Origin of the sequence: Corynebacterium glucuronolyticum DSM 44120 (genome assembly GCF_030440595.1) — a bacterium.
Lineage (GTDB): Bacteria > Actinomycetota > Actinomycetes > Mycobacteriales > Mycobacteriaceae > Corynebacterium > Corynebacterium glucuronolyticum.
Window position 1 is genome coordinate 1534802 of the sequence record NZ_CP047452.1, and the last position, 19057, is coordinate 1553858.

At 57.4% G+C, this 19057-nt stretch carries 16 protein-coding genes; 2 read left to right on the forward strand and 14 right to left on the reverse strand.

What is annotated here, in order from left to right; translation table 11 throughout:
• The 6 genes from mihF to pyrR all read right to left on the reverse strand — a co-directional run bounded on the left by mihF (window position 1) and on the right by pyrR (window position 8797).
• A complete protein-coding gene (gene mihF, locus CGLUCO_RS06845; protein ID WP_034989000.1) occupies window positions 1–324 on the reverse strand; it encodes an integration host factor, actinobacterial type in 324 nt (107 codons plus the stop codon).
• Window positions 325–585: 261 nt separating this feature from the next.
• Window positions 586–1413, reverse strand: a complete 828-nt coding sequence (pyrF, locus tag CGLUCO_RS06850; protein WP_005389928.1) for an orotidine-5'-phosphate decarboxylase — start codon at window positions 1411–1413, stop codon at window positions 586–588.
• Between the two features lie 796 nt (window positions 1414–2209).
• Window positions 2210–5584, reverse strand: coding sequence for a carbamoyl-phosphate synthase large subunit (carB, locus tag CGLUCO_RS06855; protein WP_084036313.1), 3375 nt, complete (start codon window positions 5582–5584; stop codon window positions 2210–2212).
• 2 nt (window positions 5585–5586) lie between these two features.
• Window positions 5587–6846: a glutamine-hydrolyzing carbamoyl-phosphate synthase small subunit gene (gene carA / locus CGLUCO_RS06860; RefSeq protein WP_005389926.1), complete on the reverse strand. Its 1260-nt coding sequence runs from the start codon at window positions 6844–6846 to the stop codon at window positions 5587–5589.
• Window positions 6847–8160: a dihydroorotase gene (locus CGLUCO_RS06865; RefSeq protein WP_005394069.1), complete on the reverse strand. Its 1314-nt coding sequence runs from the start codon at window positions 8158–8160 to the stop codon at window positions 6847–6849.
• A gap of 19 nt (window positions 8161–8179) precedes the next feature.
• On the reverse strand, window positions 8180–8797 hold the full coding sequence (gene pyrR, locus CGLUCO_RS06870; RefSeq protein ID WP_005389924.1) for a bifunctional pyr operon transcriptional regulator/uracil phosphoribosyltransferase PyrR: 618 nt from the start codon (window positions 8795–8797) through the stop codon (window positions 8180–8182).
• A 226-nt stretch (window positions 8798–9023) separates the two neighbouring features.
• Between pyrR and CGLUCO_RS06875 the strand changes: the two genes are divergently transcribed.
• Together CGLUCO_RS06875 and CGLUCO_RS06880 are read left to right on the forward strand one after the other, a co-directional pair.
• Window positions 9024–9467, forward strand: coding sequence for a YbjN domain-containing protein (locus CGLUCO_RS06875; protein ID WP_084036312.1), 444 nt, complete (start codon window positions 9024–9026; stop codon window positions 9465–9467).
• 277 nt (window positions 9468–9744) lie between these two features.
• Entirely contained in the window at window positions 9745–10245 is a 501-nt protein-coding gene (locus tag CGLUCO_RS06880; protein WP_005394072.1) for a hypothetical protein, read from the forward strand.
• Between the two features lie 180 nt (window positions 10246–10425).
• On the opposite strand, the gene CGLUCO_RS06885 is transcribed toward CGLUCO_RS06880, so the two are convergent.
• From CGLUCO_RS06885 to aroC, 8 genes are all read right to left on the reverse strand, one after another.
• Complete coding sequence (locus tag CGLUCO_RS06885) at window positions 10426–11277, reverse strand: PPK2 family polyphosphate kinase (RefSeq protein WP_005389920.1); 852 nt, start codon at window positions 11275–11277, stop codon at window positions 10426–10428.
• 244 nt (window positions 11278–11521) lie between these two features.
• On the reverse strand, window positions 11522–12550 hold the full coding sequence (gene nusB, locus CGLUCO_RS06890) for a transcription antitermination factor NusB (RefSeq protein WP_005389918.1): 1029 nt from the start codon (window positions 12548–12550) through the stop codon (window positions 11522–11524).
• Window positions 12551–12554: 4 nt separating this feature from the next.
• A complete protein-coding gene (gene efp, locus CGLUCO_RS06895; protein WP_034989002.1) occupies window positions 12555–13118 on the reverse strand; it encodes an elongation factor P in 564 nt (187 codons plus the stop codon).
• A gap of 146 nt (window positions 13119–13264) precedes the next feature.
• On the reverse strand, window positions 13265–14359 hold the full coding sequence (locus CGLUCO_RS06900; RefSeq protein ID WP_084036311.1) for a M24 family metallopeptidase: 1095 nt from the start codon (window positions 14357–14359) through the stop codon (window positions 13265–13267).
• Between the two features lie 419 nt (window positions 14360–14778).
• Window positions 14779–15282 carry a type II 3-dehydroquinate dehydratase gene (gene aroQ / locus CGLUCO_RS06905; RefSeq protein ID WP_231286055.1) on the reverse strand — a complete coding sequence of 168 codons (504 nt, stop codon included), beginning with the start codon at window positions 15280–15282 and terminating at the stop codon, window positions 14779–14781.
• Window positions 15283–15674: 392 nt separating this feature from the next.
• Window positions 15675–16760 (reverse strand): 3-dehydroquinate synthase, encoded by a 1086-nt coding sequence (gene aroB / locus CGLUCO_RS06910; RefSeq protein WP_005389912.1) that lies wholly within the window; start codon window positions 16758–16760, stop codon window positions 15675–15677.
• Window positions 16761–17259: 499 nt separating this feature from the next.
• Window positions 17260–17775: a shikimate kinase gene (locus CGLUCO_RS06915; RefSeq protein WP_005389911.1), complete on the reverse strand. Its 516-nt coding sequence runs from the start codon at window positions 17773–17775 to the stop codon at window positions 17260–17262.
• A complete protein-coding gene (aroC, locus tag CGLUCO_RS06920; protein WP_040428822.1) occupies window positions 17759–18979 on the reverse strand; it encodes a chorismate synthase in 1221 nt (406 codons plus the stop codon). Before aroC ends, CGLUCO_RS06915 begins: the two co-directional genes overlap by 17 nt.
• Window positions 18980–19057: the final 78 nt, after the last annotated feature.

Genomic DNA, 19057 nt, shown 5'->3' on the forward strand with positions numbered 1-19057 from the left:
TTACTCCTCGCCGTAACCGAAACGATCGAGGAGGGCGCGACGCTGACGGTCACCGAGTCCGCGCAGACGGCGGGTCTGAGCAATCTCCAGCTCTTCCATGATCTCGCGAGCCTTGACCTTGCCTACCTTCGGCATTGCCTCGAGGAGAGCGGAGACCTTGGTCTTACCGACGATCTCATCGCTACCCGCCTTGTCCAAAACTTCCTTGAGGGTGATCTTGCCGCGCTTGAGGTTTTCCTTCATCGTTGCACGTGCCTTGCGGGCCTCAGCTGCCTTCGCGAGGGCTGCCTTGCGCTGTTCATCCGTCAACTTGGGAAGGGCCATGAGGAGTTCCTCCAAATCTAAAAGTTTCTCTCGGTAATTCTATGAGCAAGTTTATACCCTTTAGGTATAAACCAACCATGTTTGCCATAGCCTACCACGTAAGGTTCGCAGCAATGCGCGGAACCGACTGTGGTTGACCTGCGAATGGCTGTCGAAACTGCAATGAAGCTTACCACCTTTTCGCTGGCACAAGGGGCTAGTGTACAGGCACAACGGCCGAAGTCAACGATTAGCCCCACCAACGCGCCCCGCTACGCCACGCTAAGCAAATTCTCTACCAGCCTCGTCACAAGCTTTTTGCAGGTCAGCAACGTTCGGCCCGTGCGAGAGAATAGCTCGCGAAATGTTCGGAAACGCATTGCCCACATTTCCACGCATGAGAGAATGTACGTCGTCTGAAGTTGCCCCCTGTGCCCCCACTCCAGGCATGAGGACAGGCCCGTTGAATGTGCTGAGATTCACGTTCATGGTTACCGTTGCGCCGTACACCACACCGAAGCTTCCCAGTTCATCCCCTGCGAAGTGCTTACTGTTTAACGCGCTGACACGAGAAATGACATCCTCCGCCAACGTGACACTATCCCGGGTCATACATCCCTGAACGGTGTTTCCTTCGGGATTGCTCGTTGCAGCAAGGACGAAGACACCCTTGCCATTGTCCGCTGCTAGGTCGAAAGAAGGGCTGAGGGATCCCACACCCAAGTAAGGACTCACCGTGACGGCATCAACTTCAAGAGGTGACCCCTCCGACAGCCATGCACGTGCGTACGCAGACATCGTTGAACCGATATCCCCCCGCTTCGCATCAGCGAGCACGAGCGTTCCCGACTCACGCAAGCCAGCGATCGTCTTCTCGAGAATCGCATATCCGCGCGAACCGTAGGCCTCATAGAATGCCACCTGTGGTTTCACCATAGCGACCCGGCCTGCAAACGCCTCCACACAGCGAGCAGAAAACGTATCGATGTCCACTCCCCATTCCTCAAGAAGGTAAGGATGCGGATCGATCCCAACACACAACCGGTTTGTTTTGTTTGCTGCCTCGCGTAGTCGCGCACCGAAGCTCACCATGGAATTATCCTTTCGCATAGAGAAAATATGTGCTTCTCACAGGTGCTCTGCGTATCATCCCACAATCACCTGGTATCAAGATTACATACATACCAGCTGTAGTGCGCAAACAACCGTCTTTAACGCGCTGACTAACGCCTATCGACGCATCCCCGCCCTTCTATATCGTCTTCGTTGTCCTCCCCACCTCGTATTGGAAGCACAAAGAAAGGGAACTTTCCAGCTTCAATTTGCTGCCGCATTGGCTACCGTATCGCATAAATACTTCGTAATAATACTGAGAATACGTCCTCATTTTTCGCACGGAATGTAACCACACCATCCCGCCCCAAGAGGCCCACAATCCTGGGGGCAGGGCCGGGAGATACCGAACCACGATGACCCGCTCCACAGCTCTATTTACTCGTTAGCCCATCTGCCCGAGGTGTCAGGTGCGTCGTTTCCTTCCATCCCTCACGAGCCTTCTCCCCCGCGCATTTCGCCCCCAGATTTTGAACAGGGCATGAGAAGCACCACACGGAGTACCACGTCCCCCTCCACTGCAACCGTCAAAGTGGCCGCACCTCCGGCACACGATATCGTCGATACACGGTATTTTCAGCAGGCAAGAGAGCGTATGTCGGCGCGAACGTCCCCGCAGATGAAGCGAAACGAAAAAGAAAGGATCCTTCCGGGCCACAACCACAGGTCAGAAGCCAAAAGAGACGCCGCGAGAGCCCGCACCCCTACATGCTCTCACGGCGCCTCATGTCGCCCCGTTACGCTCTCCGCAGCAGGTGCGGGAGCGACGCCAGTTTTCCTACTTAGCGGTTATCTATCTAACAGAGTGATCGACCTCTTGCAGCGCACGGACGGTCAGGCCACCCTTGCGGAGCGCCTCGATGCCCTGCACCGCCGCAGTGATGCCCTGCACTGTAGTCACGAGGGGCGTGTTGGTCGCCACCGCAGCGGCGCGGATCTCGTAGCCGTCGTGGCGTGCCCCAGAGGAACCTGCAGGGGTATTGAGAATGAGATCGACATCGCCCGCATAAATGCGGTCTGTGATGGACTGGCGCGTCTCCGCACCCTCATGCGCCTCGCTGCCCGCATCCTCGTTCTTTTCTGCGACCTCGGAAACCTTGTAGACGACCTCGCACTCAACACCGTTACGGCGCAGCATCTGGGCCGTGCCTGATGTTGCCAGCAGCTTGAAGCCCATGGCCTCCAGCTCCTGGATCGGGAAGATGAGTGTGCGCTTATCACGGTTTGCGACGGAAACAAAGATCGTGCCCTCTGTTGGAAGCTTTCCTGCAGCAGCTAGCTCGCCCTTTGAATATGCAGCACCGAAACTATCGGCAAGTCCCATGACCTCGCCCGTGGACTTCATCTCCGGACCGAGGATCGTATCCAGGACGCTTCCATCCGGTGCACGGAAACGGTTGAACGGAAGGACGGCTTCCTTCACAGCGATCGGAGAATCAAGTGGTAGAGAAGCACCATCGTAGGTCGTGGGAATCATACCCTCGCCCTGCAGCTCTTCAATCGTGGCACCAAGCATAATGCGTGCTGCTGCCTTGGCCAGCGGAACACCCGTTGCCTTTGACACGAAGGGAACGGTACGCGATGCGCGCGGGTTCGCCTCGATGACATAGAGGATGTCATCCTTGAGCGCGTACTGGACGTTCATCAGCCCCTTCACGCCAATGCCGTGGGCGAGAGCCTCGGTCGAGCGGCGTACCGCTGCGAGATCCTCGTAGCCGAGCGTCATCGGTGGCAGCGCACAAGAGGAGTCGCCAGAGTGAACGCCAGCCTCCTCAATGTGCTCCATGACGCCACCAACGTAGACGTTCTCCCCATCACAGAGGGCATCAACATCGATCTCGATGGCGTTATCCAGGAAGCGATCCACGAGAACCGGGTGATCGCTCGTGATCTCTGTCGCACGGGAAATGTAATCGTGCAGACTGTCTTCGTCGTAAACGATTTCCATGCCACGGCCACCGAGCACGTAGGAGGGGCGGACGAGCACGGGGTAACCGATATTTTCTGCAACGGCCTTGGCTTCCTCAAAGCTCGTTGCTGTGCCAAAGGCCGGAGCTGGAAGCTGAGCGTGCTTGAGGACACCACCGAACTCGCCACGATCCTCTGCGAGGTTGATGGCTTCCGGAGTAGTACCCACAACCGGTACACCAGCGTCGCGAAGCCTTTGAGCCAGCCCCAACGGGGTCTGCCCACCAAGCTGAACGATGACACCTGCTACGGTCCCGGATTCGCTCTCCGCGTGGTACACCTCCATAACGTCTTCGAACGTGAGGGGCTCAAAGTAGAGCCTGTCGGCGGTGTCGTAGTCCGTGGAAACGGTCTCGGGGTTGCAGTTGACCATGACGGTTTCGTACCCGACTCGAGATAGCTCGAGGGTCGCGTGGACGCAGGAGTAATCGAACTCGATGCCCTGGCCAATGCGGTTCGGGCCGGAGCCCAGGATCAGCACCTTCGGCTTCTCCTCCTGCTTGGACACCTCTGATTCGGCGGCCGGGTCGAGCTCGTAGCAAGAGTAGTGATACGGCGTCTTAGCCTCGAACTCCGCAGCACACGTATCCACCGTCTTGTATACCGGGCGGATACCAAGCGACCAGCGGAGCCTGCGCACGCCATCTTCGCCGGCGATCTCCGGGCGAAGTGCGGCGATCTGAGCATCGGAAAGACCGTAGTACTTGGCATGGCGGAGCAGATCCTCCGTCAGCGTCGGTGCTTCAAGCAACGTCGTCCGGAATTCCTCCAGGCCCTCCAGCTCTGCGAGGAACCACGGGTCGATGCCACTCGCCTCGTGCAGCTCCTCTACCGTTGCGCCAAGGCGCAGCGCGAGCTCAATCTGGTACATACGTCCATCGGTCGGGCGCTTGGTGAGCTCAAGGACAGCATCCTTGTCGGTGCAGGCATCGCCAGCAATTGCGGAGTCCGGAACCGTCCAGAAACCTGACTTCTTCGTTTCGAGCGATCGCATGACCTTATTCAGGGCGGAAATGTAGTTGCGCCCAAGCGACATCGCCTCACCCACCGACTTCATTGTCGTTGTGAGGGTATCGTCCGCGCCGGTGAACTTCTCGAAAGCAAAGCGCGGGGCCTTAACCACAACGTAATCCAGAGTCGGTTCAAAAGCTGCGGGAGTCTCGCCCGTGATGTCGTTCGTAATCTCGTCCAGGTTGTAGCCAATGGCGAGCATGGCGGCGATCTTGGCAATCGGGAAGCCGGTAGCCTTCGATGCCAGTGCCGACGATCGTGACACACGGGGGTTCATCTCAATAACGATGACCCGACCGTCATCGGGGTTAATGGCGAACTGAATATTGCAGCCACCCGTATCGACGCCCACCTCGCGAATAATTGCCAGGCCGAGATCGCGTAGACGCTGGTACTCCTTATCCGTCAGAGTCAGCGCGGGAGCGACAGTGACGGAGTCGCCGGTGTGTACACCGAGCGCATCTACGTTTTCGATCGAGCAGATAACGACGCCGTTATCGGCTCCGTCACGCATGAGCTCCAGCTCGTATTCCTTCCAACCGAGGATGGACTCCTCGATCAGGACGTTGGCCTCTGGAGAGGCAGCGAGGCCACCGCCGGCGATGCGGTCGAGATCTTCTGGGGTAAATGCAAGTCCTGACCCCAGACCGCCCATGGTGAATGAGGGGCGAACGACGACGGGCAAGCCAAGCTCGGCTACCGTCTCGTGGACCTCGTTCATGTTGTGGCACACGCGAGAACGGGCGGATTCGCCACCTACCTTTTCCACAATGTCCTTGAACTTCTGGCGATCCTCGCCACGCTCAATAGCGTCAATATCCGCACCGATGAGGGACACGTTGTATTTCTTGAGAATCCCCTGGCGGTCTAGCTGGATCGCCGCGTTCAGTGCGGTCTGTCCGCCGAGGGTGGCGAGAACGGCATCCACGGGGTGTCCCTGCTCGATCTCCTTGGCGAAAATCTTGTCAATGAACTCCGGCTCGATGGGCTCCACATAGGTGTGATCGGCGAAGTCCGTGTCCGTCATGATGGTGGCGGGGTTGGAGTTCACCAGCGTCACGCGCAGGCCCTCCTCCCGCAGCACGCGGCAGGCCTGGGTACCGGAATAGTCAAACTCACAGGCTTGACCGATAACGATCGGGCCAGAGCCGATGACCATGACATGCTGTAGATCTTTACGCTTTGGCATAGTTACTTATCGCCCTTCTTAACGTTATCTTTTTCAATGAGGCTCGACGCGCTGTGTGTAAAGGCCGCCGGCGGATCGTACGGGCCGTTGCCAGGCCCCTCCGTCAGTAGCTGCACAAACTGATCGAACAGCTGGTTCGCATCGTTGGGGCCAGCAGCGGATTCTGGGTGGTACTGAACCGAGAATGCCAGGCCATTCTCCAGGGCCACGCCCTCGACGGTGTTGTCATTGAGGCACACGTGGGTCACGCGAGCAGGTCCAAAATCAGTTTCAAAAGTGTCGCCCCGCGTTCCCTTCAGGGCGAAGCCGTGGTTCTGGCTTGTGATATCGATCTTGCCGGTGATGAGGTTCTTCACCGGCACGTTGATGCCACGGTGGCCGAACTTCATCTTGTACGTCTCGAGACCGAGCGCGCGACCGAGAATCTGGTTACCGAAGCAAATCCCGAAGAACGGAATCTTTGCAGCTAGAACCTCGCGGACGATCCCCACCATCGTGTCTGCAGTAGCCGGGTCGCCGGGGCCGTTTGATACGAAGACTCCGTCCGGTTTGTACTGCTCAATGTCCTGGAACGGGGTGTTGGCGGGGACGACGACGACACGGAGACCGCGGGCGGCCATGTTCTTTGGCGTAGCGGATTTAATGCCCATGTCATAGGCGACAACGGTAGGTACGGATTGTGCAGCATGCGCACCACTAGCCACGGTTCCGGTTGGCTCGACGACGTAAACGTCATCGGTTCCCGCCTCGGCGGCTAGATCCGCGCCCTCCATTGCCGGCTGAGAGGTAACGATGGAGACGAGCGTCTCCGTGTCCTGTAGCGCCTCGTCGCCGGAGAAGATACCGGCGGCAATGGATCCGTGGTTGCGGAGGTGACGCACGAGGGCACGGGTGTCCACCCCTCGGATTCCCACGATGCCCTGCTTAACCATCGCGTCTTCAAGCGATTCATCAGCGCGCCAGTTGGAGTGCTTGACTGCAAGATCGCGGATAATGAGGCCGGCGACCCAAATCTTATCGCCATGGGACTCCCAGTCCTCCTCGTTGTAGCCTGTGTTGCCCACCATCGGAACGGTGAGGGTAACCAGCTGCTTGTGGTACGACGGATCACTCATTGTTTCCTGGTAGCCGGTCATTGCTGTGGTAAACACAGCCTCGCCGAGCGCGCGGCCAGTCGCACCGAAACCGATCCCCCTAAACGTCCGGCCGTCGGCGAGAACGAGAACCGCCGGTGTGTGTTGACGAGCGTTGTTGTTGTCCATTTACTTGCTGCTTTCCTTCGCTTCTTCCAGGCTGTGTGTAAGCGCGCCACGCAGGAACGTGTGTGTCACGCGTGTATGGAATTCCATGCCCTCGTAGGGGTTATTGGAGGCCTTCGATGCCAGATTGTCTCCGCGCGAGACCCACGTGCGATCTGGGTCGACAACTGTCAGGTTGGCGGGCTCCCCGACCGCGATGGGTCGGCCTTGATCCGCCAGCCGGACGATTTCTGCCGGGCGTTCGCTCATCACTTTGGCCACAAACCGCCAGTCTGCAAGCCCCGAGCGAACGAAGATCTCCGCGATAATGGCAAGCGACGTTTCCAAGCCAAGCATGCCTGGGCGTGCGTTTTGGAACTCGACGCATTTATCTTCCGCCGCGTGCGGGGCGTGGTCGGTGGCGACCACGTCGATAGTTCCGTCTAGAAGGGCCTGGCGGAGGGATTCGGTATCGTGTTTTTCCCGCAGTGGCGGGTTCACCTTGAAAATCCCGTCGTAGTTGACGAGCAGATCGTCGGTGAGCAGAAGATGGTGTGGGGTCACCTCAGCTGTGACGTTGATGCCCTGCTCCTTGCCCCATTTCACGAGATCCGCAGAGGCCGTAGTGGACAAGTGGCACAAGTGCAGGCGACCGCCGTAGTCACGGGTGAGCAGCATGTCGCGAGCAACGATGGACTCCTCTGCGGCACGTGGCCAGCCCCGCAAGCCGAGTTTCCCGGCAACAGGGCCTTCGTGGGCACATGCACCTTCTGTGAGCAGCGGGTCCTCACAGTGCTGTGCGAGGAGAACATCAGTACCAGCGGCGTACTCAAGTGCCCGCCGCATGATCTGGGAATTGGCGACGCACTTTCCGTCGTCGGAGAACATGGTGACGTGGGCCATGGAGTTCTTCATGAGCCCAAATTCCGTCAGTGTCTTTCCCTCAAGGCCCTTTGTAATGGAGCCGATCGGGTGAACGTCGACGAGTCCGTACTCGCGTCCTTTGAGGTAGATCGATTCGGCGATGATCGGTTCGTCATCGACGGGTTGGGTGTTCGCCATGGCCATGACAGCCGTGAAGCCACCGCGCGCTGCCGCGCGCGACCCGGTTTCGATTGTCTCCGTGTGTTCACGTCCGGGCTCACGCAGGTGGACGTGCATATCGACGAGGCCAGGAAGAAGCACTCCACCGTTGCCATCGACAACATCGAAGCCGTCTTTCTTTCCTGCTTTGCCGATTGCGGTGATCATCCCGTTTTCAACCGTGATGTCTGTGGGGTCGCCTTCGCCGTATGGGCGAACGTTTGTGATGATGAGATTCACGTTTTTCTTCTCCATGTGAATTGCTACTTTCGCGCTACGAGCGGTTCGTTTCGTTGCTGGTTGAATCTTGGGCATTTTCGCTGCGGATGAGCTCGACGCTGTCCGCGTCATCGAGTTCCTTCAGCTTGCAGATCACATCCTCGCTACGGGAAGTCGGGATGTTCTTGCCTACGTAATCCGCGCGAATGGGAAGCTGCCGGTGACCTCGATCAACAAGCACAGCCAGCTGGACTTCCTCTGCCCTGCCAATATCGCGCAGTGCATCGAGTGCCGCACGGATCGTGCGACCGGAGAACAGGACATCGTCGACAAGCACAACAACAGCACCGTCGATACCACCGCGAGGAATCGTGGTGGGCTGGAGGGCGCGGTGCGGTTTGTTGCGAAGATCATCACGGTACAGCGTGACGTCGAGAGCCCCGACGGGGACGGAAACCCCCGTGAACGTTTTGATTAGTTCGGCCAGACGATTGGCCAACGGTACCCCTCCCGAGGGGATACCAAGAAGAATGACTGGGCGCGCAGCGTCCGAGTCGAGCGCAGTTTTTTCAATAATTTGGTGCGCGATGCGTGCGATAGTGCGGGAGACATCGGCGCTGGTTAACAGCTCCGTGGACTCCGATCCCTGTGCGGTACTACCGTCGTTTCTCATCGTGACCCCCTTCCCCGCCTCTCTGTGCGGTCCGTTAAAGGTTGTCTAGTGGTAAATATATGAACTTTTTCTTCCGCACATGCTACCACGCTGTGCCCCAAAGCATTACATAACTTCTCCTGCATACCTTTAATTCAACCCAGAGCCACCCCCACGCGCGCCGGTCTCCTGCTGCAACGTTCGGGGTAGCAAGCGCAGTCCTTCTCATGTGTGAGACCATGGACGCATGACCTCAACCACTCCTGCCCCCTACACGTCGCAGAGAGCTGCCGCGATCCTGCAGGAAAACGGAATCCGCTCGGAATCCCGTGGCGACAACCTCCTCGTCGGATTCAGCGACATCGTCATCCAATTCACTCTTGCTTCCGACCAACTTACCGCGACGGGTGTGTGGCGAGGCACGCTGCCTATAGACTCGTCTGCGCAGCTGCTTTCTGCCTGCACGACGTTTAACGAGACTCAGCTTTTCCCGACGATGAGCTTCGAAAAACAAGGCGAACGCCTCAGCATTTTCATGCGACGTGGGACCGATGCCACGTACGGTCTGAGCCACAACCAGCTAGGTGCGTGGTTGCTCACCACAATTGAGCAGTGTGGGAGCGCTGCCCAGTGGCTCGCTGGCATCTTCCCGGAGGCCGTGAATTGGAATGAGGACGGAAGCCCCGCCTAACCTCCAATGCACGGCTTGTGAAAAGGCACCCCCTTCCACCATGGCCGGAAGCATGTCGCACCAATACGTGTACCGAATAAGACACGTACAAACACAGCAGCAAAAAACTCCTCTATTTTTACTGAACGGGAAATGTCAGTCCCGAAGAGCAAAGTAGTACGTGTTAGCCCATCCTGATGCCCGGGCACAACCACATGCTCCATAAACACAACCACACACTCCGCTGACACAACCACATACTCCACAAACACAGCCACATACCCCAAAGGAACGTGAATTGATAGAACCAACCGAAGTCACCCCCGACCGCATCGTCCGTGCCGCAGCTGCAAACGATGTCACTCTTACCCCTGTCGAGCTCCCCACCCCCGAATCCTCGACCGATGCCACCACGGCCACGGAGCAAGCTCAAAACAAACCAACTGTGTGGAAGGTCAACCTCAACGGGTTCGACACTCTTGTCGTACAGCTCTCTCCCGCCGCAATGATTGTCCGCTCCGATCGGCGGTTGAATCCCGCCGGGGACGACGTGGATGACGCGACCTTCACCGCAGATTACCTCGCGGCAAACACCGTTAACTCCCGCATCTACGGGATCAAGGCCGTTATCGCCGATGTCGATACTGATCCAGTCGCCCGAATCGAGTATGAGATTCTTACCGGTGCCGGACTGACCGACCAGCAGCTGACCCAGGAGCTGCACACAGCGTTCACCGGCATCATCGCCTCGCATGGAATTCTCGCGAGAGAGTCCTCGGAGATCCGCAACCATCTCTAGCTTCACCCGCGAGCGACGCGTGAGAACTCAGCGTGTGCCGCCGGAAACATGTGCGGAGCCCAACACACAGGGCGCACGGCACCTGATGTCCAGGTGCCGTGCGCCTTTCCTTCACCGCAACGCTAGCATGCGGAATCATGTTGGTCCTAGCCGGGGTTCGCCTCCTTCGACGTGTGTCCTCTAGGAATTCTTCAGCCGTTCCTTTTCTTCTTCGGGGTCAAAGTCTGCTTCCGGCCAGCTAAGGTTCATCGCCCGCAGCTCGTTGAGGAGGAGGTACTTCACCACCATCCGGGCGTAGGGCTTGTTATCCGACGGAACACAGTACCAAGGGGCCGTCGCCGTCGAGGTCCGCGTCAGCGCAATCTGGTAGGCCTCCATGTAGTCGTCCCACTTGGTGCGCTCCGTGATGTCTCCGGGATTGTATTTCCAGTGTTTATCTTCTCGCTCTATGCGCTCGAGCAGATTCTCCTCCTGGAAGTCACGCGAAATGTGCAGCATCACCTTGATAATCCGGGTACCTTTTTTCACCAGGTCGGCTTCCCATGCGACTATCGCCCCATACCGGCGCTCAATTTCCTCTGCAGGCGCCATCTGGTTCACGCGCTGGATCAGGATGTCCTCGTAGTGGGAGCGGTCGAATACACCGACGAAACCCGGCTTCGGGAGCTCCTTTTCCACCCGCCACAGGAAATCATGCTGGAGTTCCTCGTCAGTTGGCTTCCCAAAGGAAGCGAGGGTTACCCCCTTCGGATCGAAGACGCTCACGACATGGCGAACGATTCCTCCCTTGCCCGAGGTATCCATTCCCTGGAGGACAAGAAGAATATTTCCGGTGCCCTCCACACCTGCACGGTAGTTCGCGTAGAGCATTTCCTGCAGATCTCTCAGCTCATCGTCGTGCTTGTGAAAATATTCCTCCCAGTCGTCTTCGTCCCAATCGAAGTGGGGTGTGGAATCGGGTTTCACATCCTCTAACCGGAAGTGGGGGCCGACAGCAAGATCAAGAGCGTCATCAGTGGAGAATTTAGCCATAACCTAAAAGCTACCAGTGCACGGTCTTATGCGTTTGGAAAGACCTTATCCGGAGAAATAGGTGCGCGAAATCCTACACCCACCCCGGCAGGGAGCGCATTGCGAGCTGAATCGTCTTCCCGAATCACCACCGTTATGACGTGGAAAAAGCCAGGGACAATACCCTGGCTCTTTACATCATCACCTACACAGGTCGAACGTACCCCGCCATCCGGGACGGACGCAGCCCCGGCCGATGCTGGCGTTACTTCTGCTCGTCAGAGCCTTCGGCATCGCTAGTGGGCTCTGGCGCATCCGCAGCAATGGTTGCGGTGTGCTCACCGGTTTCATCAACTGCGGTGTCAGCGATAGGTTCAGGCTTTTCGACGCTCAACTCCTCGCTGTCCCCGGCAGAGCTCCTCGTCTCAGCAGACCAGGGTGACTCCGAAGCCGGTGCAGCTGCACGGTCCTTGTCACCAGCCCCCGCAACGGCAGGCTCTGAGGAATCAGAATCCGCCTCTGGGGAATCGGAACCAGCTGCACCCTCGTCCTCCTGGGAGTAAGTGAAGGTATGGGTGAATCCGCTGACGACACCGATCTCGGGTGGCGAAGTAGGTTCTGCCTCGCCCGCATCGTCGCTAGGAACGGGATCCTCGGGAGCGACATCCGCCACTTCCGTGACAGTATCCGCATCCGCATCCGCTTCCAAACCCTCGATGGTGAAAGCAGCATTCTCGGCCGCACGACGCTCTGCTTCGGCACGGCGCTCCTCGGCTTCGCGTTCGGCTTCCAGGCGCCTTTGTTCCTCCTCGGCCTCCACGCGTGCAAGCGCGTCGGCCGGTGACTCGGGATTCTTCCACATTGCGTCAAGAACGGCATTCACGTAGGCAGGCGAATCGTCGGTCGACAGTTGGCTCACGAGTTCCACGGCCTGGGTGACTGCGGTCTTCTGTGGAACGTTCGAGGCATTGAACAGCAGCTCCCATGTGGCTACGCGCAGCACCGCGCGGTCGACGCCGGGAAGGCGGTCAAATGTCCAATCCGTATCAGCCAGCTCCCGCTCAATAGCGAAATCAATGAGGTCTAGGTTGACGGCAACCCCCTCAATGATCTCCCTAGTGTAGGGACGCACAGGAGCGGTAACAGGTTCTGGCCCGTGAGAAAGCTCCTCGCGGGTGCGAGTTACTTCAACCGGATCGATGTCACGCGCTTCGGCTTCAAACAGGATTTCTGCAGCATGACGCCGCGCTTTGTAGCGGGCGCCATGCTTAGAGTGGGTATTGTTTTCGCTCAAGGTTTTAGTTCTGAACCCTTGAAAGGTAGGAGCCGTCTCGAGTATCAACCTTCACAATGTTGCCGGTCTCCAGGAACAGCGGAACCTGGATCTCCGCGCCGGTCTCCAGCTCAGCAGGCTTAGTGCCACCGGTGGAGCGATCTCCCTGCAGGCCCGGATCGGTGTGGGCGATCTCGAGCTCAACAGACGTGGGGAGAGTAGCAAAGAGAACCTCACCCTCGTGGAAAGAAACCTCCACGGGCATGTTCTCCTTGAGGAAGCGAGCGGGCTCGCCAATCTTTTCGGGGGCGACCTCGACCTGCTCGAAAGTCTTGTCGTCCATCATAACGTATGCGCTGCCGTCGTTGTACAGGTAGGTCATGTCACGGCGATCGACCGTGGCGGTCTCAACCTTCACGCCAGCATTGAACGTCTTGTCGGTGACCTTACCCGTGACAACGTCCTTGAGCTTCGTACGCACAAAAGCAGGCCCTTTGCCGGGCTTCACGTGCTGGAACTCAATGATCTGCTGCAGCTTGTTGTCTTGCTTGAGAACAAGACCGTTCTTGAAATCAGCGGTAGTTGCCACCGAACGAACTCCTTCGAAACACATTGACACGTCCCGAATCCGACGAAAGAGCGCGTGGAAAGCCCACTCTAGAGAGCGAAACGCACTGTTTAGTCCGCCGAATACCTCGGAACGTCGAGGGTTATCTTTTTACTAGCGGGTAAATCTTACACCAGTCGCAATTCCTTTGGAGTATCGGTTATGATTTCCGGCGCGCCAGCCCGAATAATGAGCGAATCCTCGATGCGAACTCCGCCCTTGCCCGGAACGTAGATACCGGGCTCGATGGTAAGCGTCATCCCCGGCTCAAGAACGCCTTTTCCTCCTGTGGAGGCGTAGGGGGCCTCGTGAACGTCGAGTCCGACCCCATGTCCGGTGGAGTGGACGAAGTATTCGCCGTAGCCGGCTTCGTCAATAATATCCCGGCATGCACGATCCACATCAACGAGCGCAGTTCCAGGAGTTGCGGCATCGATGCCCGCGAGCTGTGCGCGGAGGACGACATCGTAAACTTCCTTTGTGAAGTCCGTGGTGTGACCAACGATGACGCTACGAGTGATATCGGAATTAAAGCCGAGCAGGTGTGCGCCGAAATCAACAGTGACGATGTCGCCGTCTTGGATTTCTGTGTCGTCTGCTCCATGGTGTGGCTTGGCGGAGTTCAGCCCGCTTGCCACGATCGTATCGAAGGATGTGTGCTCACTCCCGTGTTTGCGCATCCGGTATTCAAGATCTGCGGCCACCTCATTCTCCCGGCGGCCAGCCCGAAGTTCCCCAGCCTCCAGGAGTTCTTCCCACGCTACGACGGCGATACGCGCAACGTGGCGGAGGTGGTCGAGGGATACTTCGTCCTTAACCAAACGGATTTCCTCGATGACGCCGGTGACAGGCACAAGAGTGATGCCTTCGGGGCAGGCTTTCTGCAGGCTTTCGAGCTCACTCACAGTGACATAGTCGGCTTCGTATCCCACCCGACGCGGCCCATCGACGGTTTCCAACAGCGCAGAGCCACAGTTACGTGCACTGATGAGCTCGAGGTCGGAGGCTTCTTCTCCGACTTGCGTTGTGTAACGGCCATCGGTGGAGATAAGGGCCGTGAGATCCTTCTTCACCAGAACTGCACCGTTGGACCCTGAAAACCCGGAGAGGAATCGCACATGGGTAAGGTGCGTGACGAGCATCGCGTCTATGCGCTGACCGGCAAGGGTTGACGCCAGGCGACGACGTCGATTTTGGAACCGGGTATCTGCATAGACTGTCATGTTTAACCACCTTCACGTAGGGGATGAATCGTTTACCCTATAGTAGCCCCGAACTGCGATTCGGCATTGCAGTTTTTCTTATCTCCCCCACTTCCGAGGTTTTACGGGCAGTTTTCCAGAAAACCTGGACGACGAAGACGGGGTTGCCAGCACGGTGAGGATAGAAAAACCGGGGCGATGGAGATGGAAATGCCAGCGCATTGGGGATAGAACTACCGGCACGATGGAGATGGAGCCGTGCGGAAACGGTCTACCATGAGCTCTCCGGCAAAAAATTGATCCGGAGAGAATATTCGGAAAATCTGTCGTATGGGTGCCGACGCCGTCCGGTGGTTCCGTCCGGTCCACGCGTTGGGTGCAGCTCACCGAATCAGGGATCAGAGTGCAAAAATGCTGCTCCTATGCGGGGAGAGGAACAGCTAGCACTGGGATGGCCTAGCAAAGTAACCGAGTGCAGCGACGTACCCGTAAATTCCAAGGCCGGCAATCACGCCTCGCGCGATTGGCGAAAGGAAGCTGTGATGCCGAAATTCCTCACGGGCATGGATATTGGAAATGTGCACCTCTACAAACCCGGCTCCGTCGGCAATTTCGGCTAGTGCATCTCGTAACGCGACGGAGGTATGAGTAAAACCGCCCGGGTTGATGATCACTGGGATACCCGCATCGGCAGCCTCGTGGACCCACTCGATGAGCTGCCCCTCAAAATTAGATTGACGATGGCACACGGTGACCTGGTAGGCGTGCGCCTCCGAATCGATAAGCGCACATACGTCAGACAGTGTTGTTGTTCCGTACACCTCAGGCTGGCGTTTCCCGAGTCGGTCCAGATTCGGACCATTAAGCACGAGAATATCCGCAGAGTCAGACACGCGCCCGCTGGTGGAAAAATCGAGTGGCGAGTTCTCCTGCTGATGTGTCATGGGGAGGTATTCCTTTCTCATCGGATCGTGAAATCACGCGTACGCTACATGCACGAGTGCCGGCCCCACACCGCGTCGGTGGTGTATCACCTGCTCAGTGTAGACCAGACAGCGCTGTTACCATCGCCGTCATCATCGCTGAAAAACACTCCGCCACCGACGAAAACGCACGAGGGATCTAAAAGGACGCAGGTGAAAATAGGGTAATCAGCAGGAACCGAGCAATCGTGCGTGCGTTACTTATTTTCACACAAGGCGCTGGCGATCCGAGTGCAAACGGGGCCATAACCTGCCGCTTCACCAGTGAAACCACAGTCATGGACTCACGTCGAATGAGCCCGGCGGGCACCGTTGCATCTCCCCCAGATAACCAAGGTTGTGTGAGGTTGATTTTATTCGGCGGCGAGGGCTTCGTATGCTGCGCGCAGCTCCGAAAAACTCGGGCCTTCAACGCGAGTCGTTTTTCCGACACCTTCGAGGCAAACAAACCGAAGCTTGCCCGCCCGCGCCTTCTTGTCGTGTTTCATGGACTCGTAAACGAGGCCAAAGATACCTTGCTTATACGTCGTCGGAAGGCCGACAGAGTCGAGGATCTTGATATGCCGATCGACGAGATCCTGCGTGATCAGGCCACGATTCTTTGCAAGCTGTGCGGCAAATACCATCCCCACAGCAACCGCATAGCCGTGCTTCCAAGTGTACTGCTCGTAATTCTCCACACCATGACCGAATGTGTGCCCGTAGTTAAGGATCTCGCGTAGACCGCTCTCCCGGAGATCCTGAGAGACAACATCGGCTTTAACTTGTATGGAGCGCGTAATAACTGAGGTGAGGTCCGCCGCCTTCTCCTGGAAGCACGCCGGATTCTTCTCTACAATCTCGAGGATCGCGGGATCTTTGATGAAACCACACTTGATGATTTCGGCTGCCCCGGAAATGAGGTCTTCCTCCGGAAGTGTGGAAAGAAAGTCGAGGTCAACAAAAACGGCGTTGGGCTCGTAAAACGATCCGACAAGGTTCTTGCCGTAGGAGGAATTGATACCGGTTTTTCCGCCTACAGCAGCATCAACCATGCCAAGCAAGGACGTAGGAATGTTGACAAGTGGGACACCGCGCATCCACGTGGCAGCGAGGAAACCTGCCAGATCTGTCGCTGCACCTCCACCGAGCCCGACAACGACGTCGGAACGGCAAATATTATTCTCCCCACACAGGTCCCAGAGTTTTTCTAGTACGGCAGAAGTTTTGCCAGCCTCAGCATCGGGGATTTCAGCCAGGGTCACTACGAGCCCAGAAAGGGACAATTCACTTTCCAGCTGTGAAGCAGCGTGAGCCAATGTTGGCTGGTGAACGAGGACAACGTGACGAGCCTTCTCCAAACCTGCGATAAAGGCTACAACTTCTTTCTTCAGGTCGTTCCCAATCGTGACAGTGTACTGCCTTTGAGCATTGACAACGATGCTCTGCCTGTCTGGCATTCTCTACCTCCATCGGCCCGTAGCGACCCTACATCTATTTGCTAAAATTTTAGAGAAAATCACGCGAAGTTACGTAACATAGCGGTTTCTTCTTTGCTAATTTTGCCACATGCTGAACAAATTTAGCTCAATTCTTCAGAACCAACGGCTCTGACCTGCACTTTTCCAACGAACGCCTACCCCCGAAATCTGCACAATTAGCGCAATCTTCAAGAGTTATGAGCCGTACACTTCCCCCACGATGAGCACGTCGGCCAATAATTCCGACAATACTTACCGACTCTCCCCCACTTACAACTCATTAGCACCGAAGCTTAACCACGGTTCCACTGACGTTCCCGGGGTAAATTCAGGACCACGGTCACCACTTATCGGCCGGTTGTGGCTCGTCCTCCGTTCGGCTTCGCAGGAACGAACAGCGATTCCTCTAACGCTTTAGCTCACATGCTGCGTCCCTCCAGTCGCACCGAAGGAACGCGGGTGTTTATAGCGATAGCGACTACCCCCAAATGATCTCGAGGATCTCCCCTACAATGGCGGTCGGTCGCTTGTCGTCGGTACGGACACGGTACATTGACACGTCGCGGTACCAGTCCCGCCGTGTTGCGAGAAGCTTTGCGTAGTGCTCCTTCGGATTTTCAGCTTCCAACACCGGGCGCGTTCCCTCTGCGCTGGTGCGAGCGAAGCCAGCCTCGTCTGAGACATCAAGCCACACCACAGTGTGACCGGCAAATAAATCTCGAGTCGCTTGCGTAGTTACTGCCCCGCCACCCACGCTGACGATTCCGTGGTTGGAAAGAGCCAGAGAAATGGCTTCACGTTCGACATCTCGGAATGTAGCTTCACCAAGTTCGGAGAACACGTCTCCGCACGCCTTCCCGTATTCCTTCTCGATGAGCTGATCAGTGTCAATGAACGGAATGTTGAGGGTGCTTGCTAGTCGATGCCCGATGGTGGTCTTCCCAGCTCCGGGCGGTCCGACGAGAACAACGCGCGGCTTACTCATGCGCACCATTCCCCCACGTCAACAGCTCGTTGACGTACGCGCGGTAGTCAGAAACCCGCTTCGTGATCTCACCCACCGTGTCTCCACCGAACATGTCTAGGACTGCCCGAGCAAGTACAAGTGCCACCTCAGATTCAGCTACGACGGCTGCAGCGGGAACAGCGCATACGTCGGAGCGCTGATGAATTGCAGTAGCCGGTTCGCCCGTCGACATGTCCACCGTACGTAGCGCTCGTGGAACGGTCGAAATTGGCTTCATTGCGGCTCGGACGACGAGTGGTTGGCCGTTGGTCATTCCGCCTTCGAGTCCACCAGCTCGGTTGCTGGCGCGAGTAGGCACGCCGTCGTCAGTAACAATCTCATCGTGAGCGGCGCTTCCGGGCCGGTTGGCTTCTTCGAATCCATCACCAATTTCCACGCCCTTGATGGCCTGAATGCTCATGACGGCCTGGGCCAGTTGGCCATCCAGCCTGCTTCCAGCCGTCACGTGTGATCCCAATCCAATCGGCAGCCCATGCGCTACCACTTCAACCACACCGCCGAGAGTGTCGCCTTGTTTCTTCGCTTCGTCGATGCGAGCGACCATAGCTGCAGTCGCTTCCTCGCTCATTGCGCGGACCGGGGAAGCATCAATGCGTTCTTCGTCCCCCGGCTGGGGGACACTCGTGTCTTTCGGTTGACTCCCACCGATCGATACGACGTGGGACAGGATGGTGATCCCCGCGACTTGTGCCAGCAGCTGTTTGGCCACTTCCCCACATGCCACCCGTGCTGCGGTTTCTCTCGCAGAGGAACGCTCCAAGATGTCACGCGCGTCCTCTGCACCGTATTTGATCATGCCCGCGAAGTCCGCATGACCCGGCCGTGGCCGAGTCAGCGTTGCTCCCCTGCCTGAATGCAGCGCCTTATCTACCTCGGGATCATTCTCGTCAACGGGGTCGGCGCTCATAATCGTCGTCCACTTCGGCCACTCTGTATTTCCGATGACAATGGAAATCGGGCTTCCGAGAGTATATCCATAGCGAAAACCCCCCAGGAAAGTGACCTCATCGGCCTCGAACTTCATCCGGGCGCCACGCCCGTATCCGAGCCGACGTCGTGCGAGGGCACGCTGCACATCGCGGGTGCTCATTTCGATCCCGCGGGGCATCCCCTCAATCAGGGCTACTAGCGCCTGTCCGTGTGATTCTCCTGAAGTAGACCATCGAAGCATAGAGCATATTCTTTCACGAATATCGTGAAAAACAATTTCCTCCCCGCTCTGTGCACGTTCTTCCCCACTCTGTGCACC